Here is an 18,728-nt window from a genome sequence, read left to right as displayed (position 1 = left end):
CGACCAGGGGGTCTTCATCGTCCTGAGAGGGACTACTCGTCGCGCTCGCGGAGACCCGAGGGGCGGCCTTCTGATCGCTCGCGTCACTTGAGCATCCCGAGACGACAAGTACCGCCGCAGCCACCCCGCCGACTCGTAAGACCGCACCTCGCGCATGACGTCTCATCGGTAACTCCCCCATTTTCGCGGCGACTTGCGAAGCGTAACGTTGCGCGCGCCGTGCGGATCTGCGGGTCGGCCTCCGGCACCTCGCAGACGACCTTCCCAGGAGACGCCCGTGAAGATGCTGATCAACGTCGCCGAGACCGTGGTCGCCGACGCGCTGCGGGGGATGGCCGCCGCGCACCCGGAGCTGACGATCGACGTCGAGAACCGTGTGATCGTCCGCCGGGACGCCCCCGTCGACGGCAAGGTCGCCCTGGTGTCGGGTGGCGGATCCGGGCACGAGCCGTTGCACGGCGGGTTCGTGGGGCCGGGGATGCTGTCGGCCGCCTGTCCGGGAGAGGTGTTCACCTCGCCCGTGCCGGACCAGATGGTGCGCGCGGCCGCCGCCGTCGACAGCGGTGCGGGCGTGCTCTTCGTCGTGAAGAACTACACGGGTGACGTCCTCAACTTCGACATGGCCGCGGAGCTCGCCGAGGACGAGGGCATCCAGGTGGCGAAGGTGCTCGTCGACGACGACGTGTCGGTCACCGACAGCCTGTACACCGCCGGGCGGCGCGGCACCGGCGCGACCCTCTTCGTGGAGAAGCTGGCCGGGGCCGCGGCCGACGCGGGCATGCCGTTGGAGCGGGTCGAGGCCATCGCCCGCCGGGTCAACGCGAACGCCCGCAGCTTCGGCGTCGCGCTCAGCGCGTGCAGCACGCCCGCCAAGGGCGGCCCCACCTTCGATCTCCCGCCGGGCGAGCTGGAGTTGGGGGTGGGCATCCACGGCGAGCCGGGGCGGGAGCGGCGCCCCATGATGACCTCTCGCGAGATCGCCGACTTCGCGGTGAACGCCGTGCTGGAGGATCTCGATCCGCGCAATCCGGTCCTGCTGCTCGTCAACGGCATGGGTGGTACTCCCCTGTTGGAGCTGTACGGCTTCAACGCCGAGGTGCAGCGGGTGCTCGTCGAGCGCGGCGTCCCCGTGGCGCGCACGCTCGTCGGCAATTACGTGACGTCCCTGGACATGGCCGGCGCCTCCGTGACGTTGTGTCAGGTCGATGAGGAGCTCCTCAGGTTGTGGGACGCGCCGGTCCGCACTCCCGCGCTGCGCTGGGGTGCGTGAACCCCCGGCCGCTCCACCCCTCCCGGCCCGACGTCACCACCACCACGACACCAGGAGACCTCGTGCTCGACGCCGACTTCTTCCGCCGCTGGCTGACGGCGACCGCCGCCGTCGTCGACCGTGACGCGGATCGACTCACGGAGCTGGACTCGCCCATCGGCGACGCCGACCACGGCAGCAACCTGCGGCGCGGGTTCACCGCGGTCGTGGCCGCCCTGGAGAAGGAGGCCCCGGCCACGCCGGGTGCCGTCCTCACCCTGGCGGGCCGCCAGTTGATCTCGACGGTCGGCGGCGCCTCGGGGCCGCTCTACGGCACGCTGCTGCGCCGCACCGGGAAGGCGCTCGGGGAGGCCGCCGAGGTCGACCTGCCGGCATTCGCCGAGGCGCTGCGTACCGGCGTCGACGCCGTGGCAGCGCTCGGCGGGGCCGCGCCCGGCGACAAGACGATGCTGGACGCGCTCGTCCCCGCGCTCGACGCGCTCGACCACTCCTTCGGCGCGGCGAGGGAGGCCGCCCTCCAGGGCGCCCTGGCCACGGTGCCGCTCCAGGCGCGCAAGGGCCGCGCCAGTTACCTGGGCGAGCGGAGCATCGGCCACCAGGATCCGGGCGCGACCTCCTCCGCTCTGCTCTTCGAGGCGCTGGCACAGGTCGCGGAGAGCGGCGGCGCGGGGGAGGCGGGCCGTGGCTGAAGGGCGGCCGGTCGGCATCGTCCTCGTGTCGCACAGCGGCCCGGTGGCCGAAGCGGTCGCCGCGCTCGCCACGGGACTCGCGGGAGGCGGGACCACCGCTCCCGTGGCCGCCGCGGGCGGGACTCCGGACGGCGGGCTCGGCACCAGCGCGGAGCTGATCTCCACGGCGGCCGGGCGGGTGGACCGGGGCGCGGGCGTGGCGATCCTCGCCGACCTCGGCAGCGCGGTCCTCACGGTGAAGGCGATGATCGCCGAAGGCGACGAACTCCCGGACGGCACACGCCTGTTGGACGCTCCCTTCGTGGAGGGCGCGGTGGCGGCGGTGGTCACCGCGTCGGCGGGCGCCGACCTCGCGGCGGTCGAGGCGGCGGCGACGGAGGCGTACACCTACCGCAGGGTCTGAGGGGTACGTCCGGGTGAAGTGACGCCACTCCCGGCGGCCGCCACAATCCGTCACCCTCCCCTCTCCCTTCACACGCGCCCACCCCTACTTGCGGCCCACGAAGCGGCGGGCCAGCGCGTCGCCCTGGGTGACGGCGGCCCGGTGGTCCTCGATGGGGACGGCCTTCGAGTTCTTGAAGAAGATGTACGTGACGTCGGAGGCCGCGCCGCCCGTGCGCGGGTCGGCACGGATGCCGAGCCCGGCCGCCGTCGCGTACGAGGCCTCGCCGATGAGTTCGGTGGGCCCGGTGTCGCCGACGACCGCGTACTGGACGTTGCCCTGGTGGACGACGGCGACGACCGTGCCGCCCGTGATGCCGTGCTCGGTGTGGTTCCAGCGGTCGCTCGGGCCGGGCACGACGACGTAGGGCAGGTGTTCCGCGTCGAGCTGGCGGCCGTCGGACTCCTGGTAGGCGGTGGCGGGACGGAACAGCGGGTCCGTCCCGGGGTTGCACGCCTTGCCGGGCCGTCCGTCGCAGTCGATGTCCATGTCGGCCTTCCAGAAGACGGCGTCCCGCGCCTCGCACACGGGCACGTCCGCGGGGGCCTCGTCGTCGGTGCGGTACCTGCCGTGCGAGATCTCCTTGCACTCCCCGGTGCCCGCCAGCAGCTCGGCGGCCGACACCGAGCCCTCGCTGACGCGGACCAGGTTCGCCGAACTCGCGGTGTTCCGGGGCTGGTTGTTCTCCGCCTCGGCCGACGCCCGCTGCGCCACGACGAGATACGAGGAGGGGGCCAGCAGAGCGGCACCGACGGTAGCGGCCAGGACGGCCGTTCTGTTGCGCACGAGAGGAACCATTCACGGGGAGATGAGGAGAGGGGGGAGGGATGACCGAGAGGAGAGGCATGGCTTATAGGGCAGATATGCCATTTTGGGGCCCTTCATATGCCCCTTACGCCGATCAGGGTCCGGACGGCGCACGCCCCACCCCTTGATGTGCTCCCGTCACCTGTGTCAAATAGGTCCGTACCAATGCCGTCGACTGGAAGGCAGCGCCGTGCGACGGACCCCCCGGACCCCCCACCTCCCCGCCCCGCTCGCCCTGCTGACGGCCGTGACCGCGGCCACCGTCCTCGGCGGCTGCGCCTGGGGCGGCGGGGACACGAAGGACACCACTCCCCCGGCGGCACCCCGTGGCCTCACCGTGGAGGCGGGCAGCGCCACCACCGCCCACGTCATGTGGAACCAGGCCACCGACGACAGGGAAGTCACCGGGTACGCGGTGTACCGCGACGCCGAGAAGGTGAAGGAGGTACCGGCCGACGAGCACATGGTGGACGTCGTCGGCCTCAAGGCGTCCGCCACGTACGCGTTCACCGTCCGCGCCCGCGACGCCGCCGGGAACCTCAGCGAGGCCGGCAAGCGGCTCACGGTGACGATGCCCGCGGCCGCCGCGGCCGACCACGCGCCCCCGACCCGTCCCGCGCGCCTGACGGGCCGGGCCGCGGGGAGCAGCTCCGCGATGCTCTCCTGGAAGAAGTCCTCGGACGACAGGCGCGTGGCCTCGTACGAGATCTACCAGGGCGGATCGAAGATCCACAGTGTGGGCGGCGGGCAGACCGCGACGCTGGTCACCGGGTTGCGGCCGGGGACGCGCTACACCTTCACGGTCAAGGCGCGCGACGCGGCCGACAACTTCTCCCCCGCCAGCCCCGCGGTCCGCCTGACCACCGCGGACGGCAAGGGATCCGGACGCGGCACCGCCCCCACCGGCTTCCGCGCGAAGACGCACCGCGCGGACGGCGCGTACTACATCGACCTGTCCTGGACGCCGCCGCGCACCGGGGGTGCCGTCGCGGAGTACCAGATCCAGCTGGACGGCCGCACCGCCACCTCGCTCGTCTTCGGCGGCACGGCGCCGCGGGACGAGGCCCGGCACAGCTTCTACATCGGCAGGAAGGCCGGGGAGCGGCACCGGATCCGGATCCGCGCGAAGCTGCCCGACGGCACGTGGGGCGGTTACTCGGCAGAGCGCACGGTCACGACGGGCTGAGCCACTGCCCTTATCGCCGGCACCCGGCACCCGGCACCCAACGCCCGGCCCCAAAGAGACGTGAGTCGACTTCCGTGATTCCCGGGGCCTGAGCGGCCACTCTCCGTCAGAATCGATACCTCTCAACTGGCTTACCCCGCACGCCAGTTGACGGCGATCGGCAGGGAAGAGGCAGACGGTGTCCGAAGAGTGGGACTACATCGTGGTGGGAGCCGGGTCGGCCGGCTGCGTGATGGCGGCCCGGCTGTCCGAGGACGGGCAGAGCCGGGTCCTGCTGATCGAGGCGGGCGGCGAGGACGTCAAGCCGGAGCTCGCGATCCCCACGGCCTGGCCCACGCTCCAGGGCTCCGAGGTCGACTACGCCTACACCACCGTCCGCCAGACGAGTGCCGCCCGCACCGCGCGGGCCTTCCCCCGGGGACGGACGCTGGGCGGGTCGAGCGCCGTCAACGGCCTCATCCACCTGCGGGGACACCGCGGCGACTACGACCGCTGGGAGGCGCTGGGCTGCACGGGATGGGGGTTCGACGCGGCACTGCCGTACTTCCGTCGGATGGAGACCGTCCACGGCAAGGACCCGAAGTTCCGCGGCACCGACGGGCCGTTGCGCCCGGAGACCGCCGAGCACGGCGGCCACCCCCTCTCCGAGGCCTTCGTCGACGCCGCGGCCGCGGTCGGGCACCCGAGGACCGACGACTTCAACGCCGGTACCCAAGAAGGCGTCGGCTGGCACGACTTGAACATCTCCGGCGGCCGGCGCCAGTCCGCCGCGCACGCCTATCTCCACCCGGTCCGCGCCGGCAGGCCCCACCTCACCGTCTCGACCGACACCCGTGCCCTGCGCCTGCTCCTCGAAGGCGACCGCTGCACCGGTGTGGAGATCCTGCGTGCCGGCCGCCGGCACACCGTCCGCGCCACGGCCGAGGTGATCGTCAGCTGCGGGGCGGTCGACTCCCCCCGGCTCCTGCTGCTCTCGGGCATCGGCCCCGCCGACGAGCTGCGCGACGCGGGCATAACCGTCCGCCACGATCTCCCCGGCGTCGGCCGCAACCTCCACGACCATCCGCTGTGCCCTGTCGTCCACGAGGCCGGCCGCCCTCTGCCCCCGCCGCAGACCAGCCTCGCCGAGACCTCCCTGTCCTGGCGCAGTGACGCCTCGGCGCCCGGCCCGGACATGCAGCTGCTCTTCATCCACGTGCCGTACCACCCGCCGACCATGCCGGTCCCCGCCAACGGCTACACCCTCGCGGTGGCGACCGTCCCGGAGAGCCGCGGCTCGATACGGCTGGCCGGACCCGATCCACAGACCCCGCCGCTGATCGACCCCGACTACCTGGGCCGGGAGTCGGACGTCCGGCGCATGCTGCGGGGGATCGAGACGGCACGGGAGATCGCGGCGGCCCCTCCCTTCGCGCCGTGGCGCGGGCGCGAGGTGCTCCCCGGGGGCGGTATCACCGGCGAGTCCGCGCTGCGCGACTACCTCGCCGCAGCCGTGGGGCCGTACTTCCATCCGGTGGGCACCTGCGCGATGGGCGTCGGGCCCGACGCCGTCGTGGCCCCCGACCTGACCGTGCACGGTCTGCGGGGCCTGCGGGTGGTGGACGCCTCGGTGATGCCGGTCATCGTCTCGGTCAACACCAACGCGGCGACCCTCATGATCGCGGAGAAGGCGGCGGACCTGATCCGCCGTCAAGGCGCGCCGACCGCCTGACACACGCGCATCGGTGCCACGCCGTCTGACATTCTGGCGCGGTGCGCGTACTCATCGTGACCGCGGGAAGCTGGGGCGACGTCGCCCCGTACACCGGCCTCGGCGTGCGGTTGCGCGCGGCGGGGCACGAGGTTTTCCTGGCCACGCACGAACGGTTCCGGCAGGCGGTGACCGTCCACGGCCTCGGCTTCCGGCCCCTGCCCGTCGACCCGCGGCAGGAGCTGGCCTCGCGGGTCGGCCAAGGGCTGGCCAAGGCGGTCAGCCCGCCCGTGGCCCTCGCGCAACTGATGCGGATGGCAAGGGTGTTCATGCCGGGACTCGCCGCCGGTGTCGCGGACGCCGTCCGCGAGGGCACCGATGTCGTACTGAGTTCCACGGTGACCGACCCCATGTGCGCGGCGCTCGGCGAGGCGCTGCGGCTGCCGAGCGCAGGGGTCTACCTCCAGCCGGTCCACCCCTCCGGCGCCTACCCCCCGATGATCACCGGAGCCCGCTCCCTGGGCCCGTGGGGCAACCGCCTTGCCACGCACGCCCTGTGGCTCGGCAGCGAGCGGATCTTCGCCCCCGCCGTCAAAGAGCTGCGCCGCGAACTCGGCCTGCCCCGGCGGACGTTCAGCGGACCGCTCGGCCTGCCGCGCGGACGCCACGTCCTGCACGGCTTCAGTCCGCGGATCGTACCCCGGCCCACCGACTGGCCCGCCCGGCACGCGGTGTGCGGCTACTGGTGGCCCGAGCCCGCGCCCGGCTGGCGGCCGGACGCGCGGCTCCTGGACTTCCTCGACGCGGGCCCGCCACCGGTCTTCGCGGGCTTCGGCAGCTTCGTCACCGCCGATGCCGAGCGGCTGAGCTCCCTGCTCGCCGACGCCATGCGGCGCGCGAAGGTGCGCGGCATCATCCAGGCGGGGTGGAGCGGGCTGCACGCCGAGAACGACGACCTGATCACCGTACGGGAGGTCCCGCACTCCTGGCTCTTCCCGCGGACGGCCGCCGTCGTCCACCACGCCGGCGCCGGCACCACCGCGGCGGGACTGCGCGCCGGCACCCCGTCCGTCCCCGTACCGGTCCAACTGGACCAGCACTTCTGGGCCAACCGCCTGCACGCCCTGGGGGTCGCGCCGCGCCCGCTGCGCTTCCAGCGCCTCACCGCGCACGGCCTGGCCCAGGCGATCACCGCGGCCGTCCACAGCCCCGCCCTGCGCACGCGGGCCCGCGACATCGCCGAGGTCCTCTCCCGGGAGGACGGCACCCGGCGGGTCGTCGAGACCGTCGAAGACCTCGGCCGGCGGTGGCCACGCGGACCGCTAGGAGACGGCTGAGGCCCGCTCGGTCAGGAGCGTGGCCGCACGGCGGCACCAGTCGCGGGATTCCCGCTCGAAGGCGAGCCCGCGCAGACACGTCAGATAGGGGCCGACGCGTTCGCCGGTGCGCAGGAATTCCTCCTCGTCCGTCTCTCCCCGCAGCCGCAGCAGGAACTTCTCCAGGACCTCGATCTTCGCGTCGGCGACCGCGGCGCGCTCCGTGAGCTGTTCGATGACCGGCGCGACGGCGACGCCGTCGACGGCCTGCACCTTGACCAGCAGGTCGTCGCGGATGAAGGAGGGCTTCGCGGCGCGGGCGGCGAACCGCTCCATCTCGGCGAGGCCTTCATCGGTGACCTTGAACAGGCGCTTGTTGGGGCGGCCTTCCTGGACCACCTCGCGCCCGGTGACGAGACCTTCAGTCTCCAGCCTGGCCAGTTCGGCGTAGAGCTGCTGGGGCAGCGCGTGCCAGAAGTTGGCCACGCCGATGTCGAAGCCCTTGGCCAGTTGGTAGCCGCTGTACTCGCCGTCAAGCAGCGCCGCCAGCACCGCGTGTCGCAGGGCCATCGCCGGATCCCCTTCCCTTTCGCCGCCTCTTCCCCTCATCATAGTCATGAATGTGACTAGTCAGATTCGTGACTATTTAGATTCATGACTACATGACCATGAGACTGCGGTGGCGTCGTGTGCCGCCGTCGGAACCTCGGGAGGAACCATGACTCACCCCACCGCCGCGCGCTTCCGCGCCGTCGTCGAGCGGCGCGACCTCGACGCCCTGGAGGAGCTCTTCACCCCGGACGTGCGCCTCTACAGCCCGGTGAAGTTCACGCCCTTCGACGGCCGTCCCATGGTGCTGGGGCTCTTCGGTGTCCTGCTGCGGACGTTCGAGGACTTCCGGTACGTCGGCGGGCACACCGGCGCGGCGCAGACCAGCGTCGACGGCAGCGAGGCCGATTCGGACGTGCTGGTCTTCCGCGCCACCGTGAACGGCAAGGAGATCCACGGCATCGACCTGCTGCACTTCGACGAGGACGGCCGGATCAAGGAGTTCACCGTGATGGTCCGCCCGCACTCCGCCGTGCAGGCCCTCGGGCAGGCGGTGTACGAGGGGCTCGTCGCCGACGGCCTCGCCCCTGCCCCTGCCCCCGCCCCTGCCCCTGCCCCTGCCCCTCGGTGAGCGTCGCCGGGAGCGGCCTCCTGCGCCGGACGAAGGATTCCGTCACCTGCCCGGCGGCCGTCCGCATGCGCTCCCCGCTCACGCCACGTTGGCTCTTCGTCAGGTAGCACGGGCGATCCCCGACTCTCGGCGGCGCATGGGTTGTACCGCCTCCCGTGTCACCGGAGGGCAGACTCATGCGTACTACTCAGATATGCGTCCGTACCGGCCTGACCGCCGTGGCCGCCGCGCTGCCGCTGGTCCTGGGCGCCCCGTCGGCGTCCGCGGCCGGTGACCTGACCGTCACCGCCACGGGGTCCACCGTCACGGCCACCACCACGGCGTGCGGCACCGACGGCGGCACGGCCTCGCTGATGGGCGGCTCCAGCGCCAGCTTCGCCGGAGGCCGGCAGATGGAGCTGACCAACGGCACGGCGACCTGGCACAACATCGGCGCCGGTACCTACACGGTGCTCGTGGCCTGCAAGGACGGCACGTCAGCCGGTCCGAAGACCGTCACCGTCGGCGCCGGGCCGACGGCCTCCTCGACGACCGCGCCCTCGCGCGGCGTGCGCGGAGGGCTCGGGGGCGGATCCGAGGACCGGGGCCAGCTCACGCTCGTCGCAGGCGGGGCCCTGGTGGCCGTCGCGGCGGCCGGCGGCGGTGCCTGGTACCTGCGGCGCCGCGGAGCCGCCGGCCGTTCCTGATCGCCGGCCGCCCGCGGCGGCCGGAAACGGCACCACCGGCTGCCGTCCACCCGTCGACGACGAGGGTGGACGGCAGCCGCGCGCCTACCCCACACCCTTGTCCGGCCCTGCCACGCACCCTTGCCCGCCCCCGCGAACCGCCTTACCGTCCTCCCAGCCGACAGGGAGGGCGCGTTCATGTCACGACCGCTCAGCGTGCAGCTCTACACCGTGCGCGATCAGCTCCTCGCCGACCGAGAGGAGACGCTGCGCCGCCTCGCCGCTCTGGGATACGGCGCCGTGGAGGCGTACGACGTGCTCGGCGACCCGCAGGGGCTGCGGCGGATCGTCGACGACTTCGGGCTCACCGTCTCCGGCGCCCACGCCCCGCAACTGCTGGGCCCCGAGCCCGGATTCGTCCTCGACGTGGTCGCCACCCTCGGCACGGACCTCGCGATCGTCCCCGCGGGCATCCTGCCCGAGGAGTTCACCTCGCGCGACGGGCTCGCGCGGACCGCCGACCGACTCAACTCCCTTGCCGCCACCGCCGAACGGCACGGCGTCCACATCGGCTACCACAACCACTGGTGGGAGATCGAGCCCCGCTTCACCCCCGACGGCGTCCGCGCGAAGGACGGCGAGGACGGGCTCCATGCCATCGACGTACTCGCCGAACTCCTCGACCCCGCCGTGTTCCTGGAGGTCGACACCTACTGGGCGGCGGTCGGTGGCGCCGAGGTCCCCGGGCTGCTGCGCCGCCTCGGCGACCGGGTGCGGGCGCTGCACCTCAAGGACGGGCCGGGCACCAAGGAAGACCCGAACGTCGCGGTCGGCGGCGGCACCATGCCCGTGCCGGAGATCCTCGCCGCCGCGCCGCCGGACGCCTGGCGGATCGTCGAGTTCGACGCGTGTGCGGGCGACTCGGACACCCTCTTCGACGAGCTCGCGGCCAGCCGCACCTACCTCGCCGCCCTGGAGTCGGCGTGACCACGGCCGCTCGGGGCGCGGGCCCCGTCGGTGTCGCCGTCATCGGCGCGGGCGTCATCAGCGCCGAGTATCTGCGGACGCTGAGCCGGTTCCCGGACGTCCGGGTGCTCGCCGTCGCCGACCTCGACGAGGGGCGGGCCGCCGCCGTGGCCCGCACCCACGGCATACCCGTCTCCGGCGGCCCCGCGGCGATCCTGGCCCTGCCCGAGGTCGAACTCGTCGTCAACCTCACCGTGCCCGCGGCACACGCGCAGGTCGCGGCGGCCGCCCTGCGCGCCGGGAAGCACGTCTACGGCGAGAAACCCATCACGCTGGCGCCCGCCGAGGCGGAGAAGCTGCTCGCCGAGGCGTCGGAGCGGGGGCTGCGGGTGGGCAACGCGCCGGACACGTTCCTCGGCGCCGGGCTGCAGTCCGCGCTGCGGGCCGTCGCGGCCGGGCACATCGGCACACCCGTGGCGGTCCACACCGTGACGCAGGGCCCCGGCCCCGAGGCGTGGCACCCCGACCCGGCGTTCTTCTACCAGCCGGGCGCGGGACCGCTCTTCGACCTCGGGCCCTACTACCTGACGTCGCTGGTCGCCCTGTTCGGCAGCGTGGCCGAGGTGGCGGCGACCTCGGCACGCGCACGCGAGGAGCGCGTCGTCGGCTCGGGACCGAAGGCGGGCCAGCGGTTCCCCGTCGACGTACCGACGCATGTCTCGTCGCTCATCGGCTTCGCCGCGGGCCCGCGCGCCGCCTCCACGTTTAGCTTCGACTCGGCACTGCGCCGCGTCCACTTCGAGATCACCGGCACCGAGGGCACCCTCGCGGTCCCCGACCCGAACACCTTCGGCGGGCCGCTGAAGGTGCTGCCGAGCGGCGCCGACGAGTGGCGGGAACTGCCCGTACGGGGACGGACCGACGGACGCGGCCTCGGCGTGGTCGACATGGCGCGCGCCCTGCGCGGCGGCGGGGCCCACCGGGCGTCGGGCGCGCTGGCGCTGCACGTCCTGCAGACGATGACGGCGATCACGCACTCGGCACGACGCTCGGAGTTCCTCTCCCTGCCCACCCAACTGGTGCCACCGGAACCACTGCCGCCCGACTGGAACCCGGAGGAGGCGACGCTCGGCTAGGGCCCGGCGCCGGGCCGGCGCGTGAGGTCACGGCGCCTCCAGTTCCTCGAGGGTTCGGGTCAGCCACTGTGTCCAGAACGTCTCCAGGTCGATGCCCGCGCGCAGCACCACGTGGCGCAGGCGGTCCTCGACGGTGTCCTTGCCGGGTGGGAAGTCGCGGCGCTCGATCTCCTCGTACTCGGCCAACTGCCGCCGGTGGAGGTCGAGGTGGCGGTGCAGGTCCTCGTGGATTCCCTCGGTGCCGACGACCGCAGCGGCGCGCAGCCGCAGCAGGAGGGTGTCGCGCAGTGGCTTCGGGTCCTGGCTCGCCGCCGTCCAGCGGGCCAGTTCGGCGCGGCCCGCCGGCAGGACCTCGTACTCCTTCTTCTGGCCGCGGGTGCCACCCTGCCGCGGCAGGGCGCGGATCGCCCCGTCGCGCTCCAGCTTGCCCAGCTCGCGGTAGATCTGCTGGTGCGTGGCCGACCAGAAGTAGCCGATCGACTTGTCGAACCTGCGGGTCAGTTCCAGGCCCGACGACGGCTTTTCCAGGAGCGCGGTGAGGATCGCGTGCGGCAGTGACATGGGGCAATCCTAGGGACGGCGCCGGAGCGCGGGGCGGGGCCCGGAGCGGGGGCGGCCGCGCGGCCCGGGGCGGGGCCGCGCGGTCCCCGGCTCACAGCGCGGCGGCCAGCTCCGTGCCCTGCTTGATGGCGCGCTTGGCGTCGAGTTCGGCGGCCACGTCGGCGCCGCCGATGAGGTGCGCGTCGACCCCGGCCGCGAGGAGCTCCTCGTACAGGTCGCGGCGCGGTTCCTGGCCGGAGCAGAGCACGATCGTGTCGACCGGGAGCACGGACGACTCGCCGTCCACGGTGATGTGCAGGCCGGCGTCGTCGATCAGGTCGTAGCTCACGCCGGCGACCATGGCGACGCCCCGGTGGCGCAGCTCCGTGCGGTGGATCCAGCCGGTGGTCTTGCCGAGGCCCTGGCCCACCTTGGACGTCTTGCGCTGCAGCAGGTGGACGGTGCGCGGCGGCGTGGGCCGTACCGGCTCGGTCAGACCGCCGCGCCCGCGGTAGTCCATGTCGACGCCCCACTGCCGGAAGTAGGTCGCCGGGTCGAGGCTCGCCTTCTCGCCGCCGTCGGTGAGGAACTCGGCGACGTCGAAGCCGATGCCGCCCGCACCGATGATCGCGACCCGCTCCCCGACGGGTGCCTCGTCGCGCAGCACGTCGAGGTAGCCGACGACGCTGGGGTGGTCGATGCCGGGGATGTCGGGGGTGCGGGGCATGACGCCCGCGGCGACGACGACCTCGTCGTACGCGGCCGCGGCGAGCTCGTCCGCGGTGACGACGGTGTTCAACCGGACGTCGACACCGCGCAGTTCGAGCTGGGTGCGGAAGTAGCGCAGCGTCTCGTCGAACTCCTCCTTGCCGGGGATCTTGCGGGCGACGTTGAGCTGCCCGCCGATCTCGGCGGCCGCGTCGAAGAGGGTGACGTCGTGGCCGCGCTCGGCGGCCGAGACGGCGAGGGCGAGCCCGGCCGGGCCCGCGCCGACGACGGCGACGCGCTTCTTGGCGCGGGTCGGCGAGAGCACGAGCTCGGTCTCGTGGCAGGCGCGCGGGTTGACCAGGCAGGAGGTGATCTGGAGGTTGAAGGTGTGGTCCAGGCAGGCCTGGTTGCAGCCGATGCAGGTGTTGATGGCCTCGGCCTGCTCGGCCTTGGCCTTGGCGACGAAGTCGGGGTCGGCGAGGAGCGGGCGGGCCAGGGAGACCATGTCGGCCGCGCCGTCGGCGAGCAACTGCTCGGCGATCTCGGGGGTGTTGATGCGGTTGGTGGTGACGAGCGGGACGGAGACCTCGCCCATGACCTTCTTGGTGACGAAGGTGTACGCGCCGCGCGGCACGGACGTGGCGATGGTGGGGATGCGCGCCTCGTGCCAGCCGATGCCGGTGTTGATGATGGTGGCGCCCGCGGCCTCGATCTCCTTGGCGAGGTGGACGACCTCTTCGAGGGTCGAGCCGCCGGGGACGAGGTCCAGCATGGAGAGGCGGTAGATGATGATGAAGTCCGCGCCGACGCGTTCGCGGATGCGGCGGACGATCTCGACGGGGAAGCGGATGCGGTTCTCGTAGGCGCCGCCCCACCGGTCGGTGCGCCGGTTGGTGGGGGCCGCGATGAACTCGTTGATCAGGTATCCCTCGGAGCCCATCACCTCGACGCCGTCGTACCCCGCGAGCTTGGCGAGCCCGGCGGCGCGCACGAAGTCCTCGATGGTCTGCTCGACCTCGTCGTCGGTGAGCTCGCGCGGCACGAAGGGGCTGATGGGAGCCTGGATGGGGCTCGGCGCGACCAGCTTGTCGTGGTAGGCGTACCGCCCGAAGTGCAGGATCTGCATGGCGATCTTGCCGCCCTCGGCGTGCACGGCGGCCGTGACCGCCGCGTGCTCCTTCGCCTCGGCCTCGGTGGTCAGCTTGGCGCCGCCGTCCCAGGGGCGGCCGACCTCGTTCGGGGCGATGCCGCCGGTGACGATGAGGCCGACGCCGCCGCGCGCGCGGGTGGCGTAGAACTCCGCCATCCGCTCGAAGCCGTTGGGCGCCTCTTCCAGGCCCACGTGCATGGAGCCCATCAGGACCCGGTTGGGCAGGGTGGTGAAGCCCAGGTCGAGCGGGTTCAGCAGGTTCGGGTAACGGCTCATGCGGCCCCTCCGTACGCGGTGTCTACAGGACAGTTGTAGACCAGCCCCGAACCGTTGTGCAACTAGTTGCATAAGGCGTGACCGGCGTCTCTCAGGGCGATGTCCGAATCCCGCCAGCCGGGCTCGCGCGCGCGACGCAGACTGGTCCATGTCAGCACGGAGAACCGCGACAGAACGCGGCACCCACGACCGAGGAGAGTCCGATGACCGTCTTCACGACGATCGACAGCCCGCTGGGTGAGCTGCTGCTGGTGGGCGAGGCGTCCGCCACCGCCAAGGGCGGCACCGCGCTGGCCTCGCTCTCCCTGCCCGGCCAGAAGGGCGGCGCCGTGGTCCTGGACGGCTGGGTGCGCGACGACGAGGCGTTCGACGCGATCACCGCGCAGCTGCGTTCGTACTTCTCCGGCAGCCTGACCCACTTCGACATCGAGTACGCCGCCGGACCGGGCACCGAGTTCCAGCGCAAGGTCTGGGACGCCCTGGAGACCGTCCCCTACGGCACCACGACGACCTACGGGCGGCTCGCCGAGCGGCTCGGCCTCTCGCGGGCCGCGGTCCGCGCCCTTGGCACCGCCATCGGGCGCAATCCGCTGCTCATCGTGCGCCCCTGCCACCGCGTGATCGGCGCCGACGGCTCCCTCACCGGGTACGCGGGCGGCCTGGAGAGCAAGCGCCGCCTCCTCGACCTGGAGGCGGCATGACCACCACCGCACGGACCCCCGGCACGGTGGTCGACGCCGCCCCCTGGCCGGCGCTCGCCGCCGAGCTCGACGCGCACGGCTGCGCGCTCACACCCCGGCTCCTCGACCCGGCCGCCTGCCGTCGCATCGCCGCCCTGTACGACGACCCGACGCTTTTCCGCTCCACCGTCGACATGGCCAGGCACCGCTTCGGCTCCGGACAGTACCGCTACTTCACCCACGAACTCCCGGGTGCCGTGGCCGAGTTGCGCTCCGCGCTCTACCCGCACCTGCTGACCGTGGCGCGGGAGTGGGCACAGCGCCTCGGCCGCCCGGCGCCCTGGCCGGACTCCCTGGAGGAGTGGCTAGAGCAGTGCCACGCGGCGGGCCAGACCAGGTCCGCGCAGATCCTGCTGCGCTACGAGGAGGGCGACTGGAACGCCCTGCACCGCGACCTCTTCGGCGACATGGTCTTCCCGCTGCAGGTCGTCATCGGCCTGGACGAACCGGGCCAGGACTACACGGGCGGCGAGTTCCTGCTCGTCGAGCAGCGGCCGAGGGCCCAGTCGCGCGGCACGTCGACCGTCCTGCGCCAGGGCCACGGCCTGGTCTTCACCACCCGCGACCGCCCGGTCCGCTCCGCGCGCGGCTGGTCGGCGGCGCCGGTGCGGCACGGGGTGAGCACGGTGCGGTCGGGGCTGCGCAGGTCACTGGGGCTCGTCTTCCACGACGCGGCGTAGGCGGCTTCGGCGGAAGGACTACGCAAGACCGCTCACGCGCAGCGTGATGTTCAGCCGCCCGGTGAGACCGAGCCGCGCCGGAGCGGTGCCGGGCAGCACCCGGGGCACCCCGTGGTAGGCGAGCCGGGAGGCACCGCCGAAGACCACCAGGTCGCCGCTGCGCAGCTCCACGTCCGTATAGGGCCTGGCGCGCGTGCGCGTGTTGCCGAACCGGAAGACACCCGTGTCGCCGAGGCTCAGTGAGACCACCGGCGCGTCCGACCTCTCGTCGCTGTCGCGGTGCATGCCCATCCGCGCGTCGGCGTCGTAGAAGTTGACCAGGGCGATGTCGTACGCCTCCACGGTGTCGTATCCGGCCGCCTCCGCCGCCCTGCGGCCCAGTTCGGCGAGGCAGGGCGGCATCGGCTTCACCGGGGCGCCGTCCCCGTCGACCACGGTGCGCGCGTACCCGTACGGGTACCAGTGCCACCCCAGGCAGAACTGCCGGGCCGTCATCGCGCCGCCGCCCGGCGTCCTGACCAGTCGCAGCCCGGCGGGCGGCCTCGCCCACTCCCGGCACGCCTCGAGGAGCCGCAGCTGCTCCCCCGGTGTCAGCCAGTCCGGCAGGTGCGCCGCACCCGGGCCGAGGACGGTCCGGGTGCGGGGGAACAGCTCGTCATCCGGCGCCATGCGCCTCCTCGTCGCTCCGCCGTCCGCACGGGCTCAGAACGGCCACGTCCACTCCGCGACCTCGGGCAGGTCCGTGCCGTGCTCGCGGATCCAGCCGTGGTGGCGGGTCCGGGCGTCGGCCATCGTCTGGCGCACGCCCGTCGCCCGCACGCCGAGGCCCGGCACGCGGTCGATGACGTCCATGACGAGGCGGTACCGGTCGAGGTCGTTGCGGACCACCATGTCGAACGGCGTGGTCGTCGTGCCCGCCTCCTTGTAGCCGCGCACATGGAGGTTGGCGTGGCCCGCGCGACGGTAGGCGAGCCGGTGGATCAGCCACGGATAGCCGTGGTAGGCGAAGATCACCGGCTTGTCGGGGGTGAAGAGGGCGTCGTACTCGGAGTCCGGCATGCCGTGCGGGTGTTCCTCCTGCGGCATCAGCCGGGCGATGTCGACGACGTTGACGACGCGCACGGCGAGGTCGGGCAGGTGCTCGCGCAGCAGCGCGGCCGCGGCGAGGACCTCCTGGGTCGGCACGTCGCCCGCGCAGGCCAGGACCACGTCGGGGTCCCGCGTGCCGTCGTCGGTGCCGGCCCACTGCCACGCCCCCGCCCCGCGCGCGCAGTGGGCGCGGGCCTCGTCGAGGGTGAGCCAGTCGAAGCAGGGCTGCTTGCCCGCCACGACGACGTTGACGTAGTCGCGGCTGCCCAGCACGTGTTCGGTCACCGACAGCAGGGTGTTGGCGTCCGGCGGGAGGTAGACCCGTACGACGTGGGGGCTCTTGTTGAGCACATGGTCCACGAAGCCGGGGTCCTGGTGCGAGAAGCCGTTGTGGTCCTGGCGCCACACGTGCGAGGTGAGCAGGTAGTTCAGGGACGGCACGGGTGCCCGCCAGGGCAGTGTGCGGGAGGTCTTCAGCCACTTGATGTGCTGGTTGACCATCGAGTCGATGATGTGGACGAACGCCTCGTAGCACGAGAACAGGCCGTGCCTGCCGGTGAGGGTGTAGCCCTCGAGCCAGCCCTGGCAGAGGTGTTCGGACAGGACCTCCATGACGCGGCCGTCGCGGGCGAGGTGCTCGTCGGTGTCGAGGATGCGGTCCTGCCAGGCCTTGCCGGTGGCGTCGTAGAGCGCGCCGAGCCGGTTGGACTCGGTCTCGTCCGGCCCCACCACCCGGAAGTCGCGGCGGTCGGCGGTGTCGGCCATCACCTGCTCCAGCAGGCCGGCGGCGACCCGGGTCGGCTCGTGCAGAGTGGTACCCGGCTTGTCGACGGTGACGGCGAAGTTCTCCAGCGGCGCCAGGGGCAGCGGGCGGGTGAGCCGGCCGCCGTTGGCGTGCGGCGTGGCACCGAGCCGGCGCTCGCCCGCGGGCACGCAGGCCAGGACCTGCGCGGTGGGGCTGCCGTCCGCGTCGAAGAGGTCGCGCGGCCGGTACGAGAGGAGCCACTCCTCCAGCTGGCGCAGGTGGTCGGGGTTGTCGCGCACGCCGGCCAGCGGCACCTGGTGCGCGCGCCAGGTGCCCTCGACGGGCTCGCCGTCCACCGTGCCGGGTCCGGTCCAGCCCTTGGGGGTGCGCAGCACGATCATCGGCCAGCGCGGCCGGTCGCGCTCGCCGTCGTTCCGGGCGGCCCGCTGGATGGCGGCGATGGTGTCGAGCGCCTGGTCCATGGCCTCGGCCATCGCCTGGTGGACGGCGGCGGGGTCGTCGCCGCTCACGTAGAGGGGTTCGTGACCGTAGCCCCGGAGCAGCGCGTCGAGTTCGGCCTCCGGGAGGCGGGCGAGCACGGTCGGGTTGGCGATCTTGTACCCGTTGAGGTGGAGGATCGGCAGCACCGCGCCGTCGTGGACGGGGTCGAGGAACTTGTTGGCGTGCCAGGAGGTGGCCAGCGGGCCGGTCTCGGCCTCGCCGTCACCGATCACGCAGGCGACCAGCGTGTGCGGGTTGTCGAGCGCGGCCCCGTAGGCGTGCGCGAGGGAGTAGCCGAGTTCGCCGCCCTCGTGGATCGAGCCGGGCGTCTCGGGCGCCACGTGGCTGGGCACACCTCCGGGGAACGAGAACTGGCGGAAAAGCTTGGCCATGCCCGCCGCGTCCCGCGTCACGTCGGGGTAGATCTCGCTGTACGAGCCCTCCAGCCAGGAGTTGGCGAGCACCGCCGGGCCGCCGTGGCCGGGGCCCCACACGCACAGTGCGTCCAGATCGCGTGCGCGGATGACGCGGTTGAGGTGGGTGTGGACGAAGTTGAGGCCGGGCGAGGTGCCCCAGTGCCCGAGGAGGCGCGGCTTGATGTGCTCGGGCCGCAGCGGCTCCGTCAGGAGGGGGTTGCTCATCAGGTAGATCTGACCGGCGGCCAGGTAGTTGGCGGCCCGCCAGTGGGCGTCGAGTGCCGCCAGGTGGTCCTTCGCCAGGGGTGCCACGGAGTTCTCTCCTCGCAGGGGTCGGGACGTACGGCCGGTTCGGGTACGGCGCGCTGCTGGTCTGGTTCCACGCGAGCGGCGGGTCACTCGTGCGGGACGCGGCCCGTGCCTGCTTCAGGACATCAGCCGTGCGCAAGGACCGCCACCGGGGCACGCCGCCTGGCGCGGCGCCACCGGGGCAGGGAGAAGGCGGTACTACGGGGGGCGTCGGCGGGCGGAGCCCC

At 72.9% G+C, this 18,728-nt stretch carries 18 protein-coding genes; 12 read left to right on the top strand and 6 right to left on the bottom strand.

Features of this window, described 5'->3' with window-relative positions:
- Positions 1-277 precede the first annotated feature (277 nt).
- The 3 genes from dhaK (at position 278) to ACZ7DY_RS16090 (ending at position 2,362) form a co-directional block, all read left to right on the top strand.
- On the top strand, positions 278-1,270 hold the full coding sequence (gene dhaK / locus ACZ7DY_RS16100) for a dihydroxyacetone kinase subunit DhaK (protein ID WP_471135330.1): 993 nt from the start codon (positions 278-280) through the stop codon (positions 1,268-1,270).
- A gap of 62 nt (positions 1,271-1,332) precedes the next feature.
- A complete protein-coding gene (dhaL, locus tag ACZ7DY_RS16095) occupies positions 1,333-1,959 on the top strand; it encodes a dihydroxyacetone kinase subunit DhaL (protein WP_471136672.1) in 627 nt (208 codons plus the stop codon).
- Complete coding sequence (locus ACZ7DY_RS16090) at positions 1,952-2,362, top strand: PTS-dependent dihydroxyacetone kinase phosphotransferase subunit DhaM (protein WP_471135327.1); 411 nt, start codon at positions 1,952-1,954, stop codon at positions 2,360-2,362. Before dhaL ends, ACZ7DY_RS16090 begins: the two co-directional genes overlap by 8 nt.
- 84 nt (positions 2,363-2,446) lie before the next feature.
- Here the strand turns inward: ACZ7DY_RS16090 and ACZ7DY_RS16085 are convergent, their stop codons facing one another.
- On the bottom strand, positions 2,447-3,187 hold the full coding sequence (locus ACZ7DY_RS16085; protein WP_471135325.1) for a glycoside hydrolase family 75 protein: 741 nt from the start codon (positions 3,185-3,187) through the stop codon (positions 2,447-2,449).
- A gap of 211 nt (positions 3,188-3,398) precedes the next feature.
- Between ACZ7DY_RS16085 and ACZ7DY_RS16080 the strand changes: the two genes are divergently transcribed.
- The 3 genes from ACZ7DY_RS16080 (at position 3,399) to ACZ7DY_RS16070 (ending at position 7,421) form a co-directional block, all read left to right on the top strand.
- Positions 3,399-4,394 (top strand): fibronectin type III domain-containing protein, encoded by a 996-nt coding sequence (locus tag ACZ7DY_RS16080; protein WP_471135323.1) that lies wholly within the window; start codon positions 3,399-3,401, stop codon positions 4,392-4,394.
- A 178-nt stretch (positions 4,395-4,572) separates the two neighbouring features.
- On the top strand, positions 4,573-6,105 hold the full coding sequence (locus tag ACZ7DY_RS16075; RefSeq protein ID WP_471135322.1) for a GMC family oxidoreductase: 1,533 nt from the start codon (positions 4,573-4,575) through the stop codon (positions 6,103-6,105).
- A 41-nt stretch (positions 6,106-6,146) separates the two neighbouring features.
- Complete coding sequence (locus ACZ7DY_RS16070; RefSeq protein WP_471135320.1) at positions 6,147-7,421, top strand: glycosyltransferase; 1,275 nt, start codon at positions 6,147-6,149, stop codon at positions 7,419-7,421.
- Here ACZ7DY_RS16070 and ACZ7DY_RS16065 read toward each other — a convergent pair.
- Entirely contained in the window at positions 7,407-7,970 is a 564-nt protein-coding gene (locus ACZ7DY_RS16065) for a PadR family transcriptional regulator (RefSeq protein ID WP_471135317.1), read from the bottom strand. The genes ACZ7DY_RS16070 and ACZ7DY_RS16065 overlap by 15 nt on opposite strands.
- 148 nt (positions 7,971-8,118) lie before the next feature.
- Between ACZ7DY_RS16065 and ACZ7DY_RS16060 the strand changes: the two genes are divergently transcribed.
- The 4 genes from ACZ7DY_RS16060 to ACZ7DY_RS16045 all read left to right on the top strand — a co-directional run bounded on the left by ACZ7DY_RS16060 (position 8,119) and on the right by ACZ7DY_RS16045 (position 11,347).
- On the top strand, positions 8,119-8,580 hold the full coding sequence (locus tag ACZ7DY_RS16060; RefSeq protein ID WP_471135315.1) for a nuclear transport factor 2 family protein: 462 nt from the start codon (positions 8,119-8,121) through the stop codon (positions 8,578-8,580).
- A 176-nt stretch (positions 8,581-8,756) separates the two neighbouring features.
- On the top strand, positions 8,757-9,266 hold the full coding sequence (locus ACZ7DY_RS16055; protein WP_471135312.1) for a hypothetical protein: 510 nt from the start codon (positions 8,757-8,759) through the stop codon (positions 9,264-9,266).
- A gap of 177 nt (positions 9,267-9,443) precedes the next feature.
- Positions 9,444-10,232, top strand: a complete 789-nt coding sequence (locus tag ACZ7DY_RS16050; RefSeq protein ID WP_471135309.1) for a sugar phosphate isomerase/epimerase family protein — start codon at positions 9,444-9,446, stop codon at positions 10,230-10,232.
- Positions 10,229-11,347, top strand: a complete 1,119-nt coding sequence (locus ACZ7DY_RS16045) for a Gfo/Idh/MocA family protein (RefSeq protein ID WP_471135307.1) — start codon at positions 10,229-10,231, stop codon at positions 11,345-11,347. The genes ACZ7DY_RS16050 and ACZ7DY_RS16045 overlap by 4 nt, the downstream gene beginning before the upstream one ends.
- A 27-nt stretch (positions 11,348-11,374) precedes the next feature.
- On the opposite strand, the gene ACZ7DY_RS16040 is transcribed toward ACZ7DY_RS16045, so the two are convergent.
- Both ACZ7DY_RS16040 and ACZ7DY_RS16035 read right to left on the bottom strand, forming a co-directional pair.
- A complete protein-coding gene (locus ACZ7DY_RS16040) occupies positions 11,375-11,908 on the bottom strand; it encodes a PadR family transcriptional regulator (RefSeq protein ID WP_471135305.1) in 534 nt (177 codons plus the stop codon).
- Between the two features lie 91 nt (positions 11,909-11,999).
- Positions 12,000-14,021 carry an oxidoreductase gene (locus tag ACZ7DY_RS16035; protein WP_471135302.1) on the bottom strand — a complete coding sequence of 674 codons (2,022 nt, stop codon included), beginning with the start codon at positions 14,019-14,021 and terminating at the stop codon, positions 12,000-12,002.
- A gap of 203 nt (positions 14,022-14,224) precedes the next feature.
- Between ACZ7DY_RS16035 and ACZ7DY_RS16030 the strand changes: the two genes are divergently transcribed.
- Positions 14,225-14,722 (top strand): methylated-DNA--[protein]-cysteine S-methyltransferase, encoded by a 498-nt coding sequence (locus ACZ7DY_RS16030; RefSeq protein ID WP_471135299.1) that lies wholly within the window; start codon positions 14,225-14,227, stop codon positions 14,720-14,722.
- Positions 14,719-15,441 (top strand): 2OG-Fe(II) oxygenase, encoded by a 723-nt coding sequence (locus ACZ7DY_RS16025; protein WP_471135297.1) that lies wholly within the window; start codon positions 14,719-14,721, stop codon positions 15,439-15,441. The genes ACZ7DY_RS16030 and ACZ7DY_RS16025 overlap by 4 nt, the downstream gene beginning before the upstream one ends.
- Positions 15,442-15,459: 18 nt before the next feature.
- On the opposite strand, the gene ACZ7DY_RS16020 is transcribed toward ACZ7DY_RS16025, so the two are convergent.
- On the bottom strand, positions 15,460-16,110 hold the full coding sequence (locus tag ACZ7DY_RS16020; RefSeq protein ID WP_471135295.1) for an alpha-ketoglutarate-dependent dioxygenase AlkB family protein: 651 nt from the start codon (positions 16,108-16,110) through the stop codon (positions 15,460-15,462).
- 33 nt (positions 16,111-16,143) lie between these two features.
- The gene (locus ACZ7DY_RS16015) at positions 16,144-18,522 is read right to left on the bottom strand and encodes a phosphoketolase family protein (protein WP_471136670.1); all 2,379 of its coding nucleotides are present in this window, start codon (positions 18,520-18,522) and stop codon (positions 16,144-16,146) included.
- Positions 18,523-18,728 lie beyond the last annotated feature (206 nt).

It is taken from the genome of Streptomyces sp. NPDC037013, from assembly GCF_055607265.1.
This window is presented reverse-complemented; position numbering and strand designations above follow the sequence as displayed.

Bases quoted from the DNA above. Each gene is read 5' to 3' on its own strand.
- ACZ7DY_RS16065 (WP_471135317.1), bottom strand. From the start codon at position 7,970: ATGGCCCTGCGACACGCGGTGCTGGCGGCGCTGCTTGACGGCGAGTAC.
- ACZ7DY_RS16060 (WP_471135315.1), top strand. From the start codon at position 8,119: ATGACTCACCCCACCGCCGCGCGCTTCCGCGCCGTCGTCGAGCGGCGC.
- ACZ7DY_RS16055 (WP_471135312.1), top strand. From the start codon at position 8,757: ATGCGTACTACTCAGATATGCGTCCGTACCGGCCTGACCGCCGTGGCC.
- ACZ7DY_RS16050 (WP_471135309.1), top strand. From the start codon at position 9,444: ATGTCACGACCGCTCAGCGTGCAGCTCTACACCGTGCGCGATCAGCTC.
- ACZ7DY_RS16040 (WP_471135305.1), bottom strand. From the start codon at position 11,908: ATGTCACTGCCGCACGCGATCCTCACCGCGCTCCTGGAAAAGCCGTCG.
- ACZ7DY_RS16035 (WP_471135302.1), bottom strand. From the start codon at position 14,021: ATGAGCCGTTACCCGAACCTGCTGAACCCGCTCGACCTGGGCTTCACC.
- ACZ7DY_RS16030 (WP_471135299.1), top strand. From the start codon at position 14,225: ATGACCGTCTTCACGACGATCGACAGCCCGCTGGGTGAGCTGCTGCTG.
- ACZ7DY_RS16025 (WP_471135297.1), top strand. From the start codon at position 14,719: ATGACCACCACCGCACGGACCCCCGGCACGGTGGTCGACGCCGCCCCC.
- ACZ7DY_RS16020 (WP_471135295.1), bottom strand. From the start codon at position 16,110: ATGGCGCCGGATGACGAGCTGTTCCCCCGCACCCGGACCGTCCTCGGC.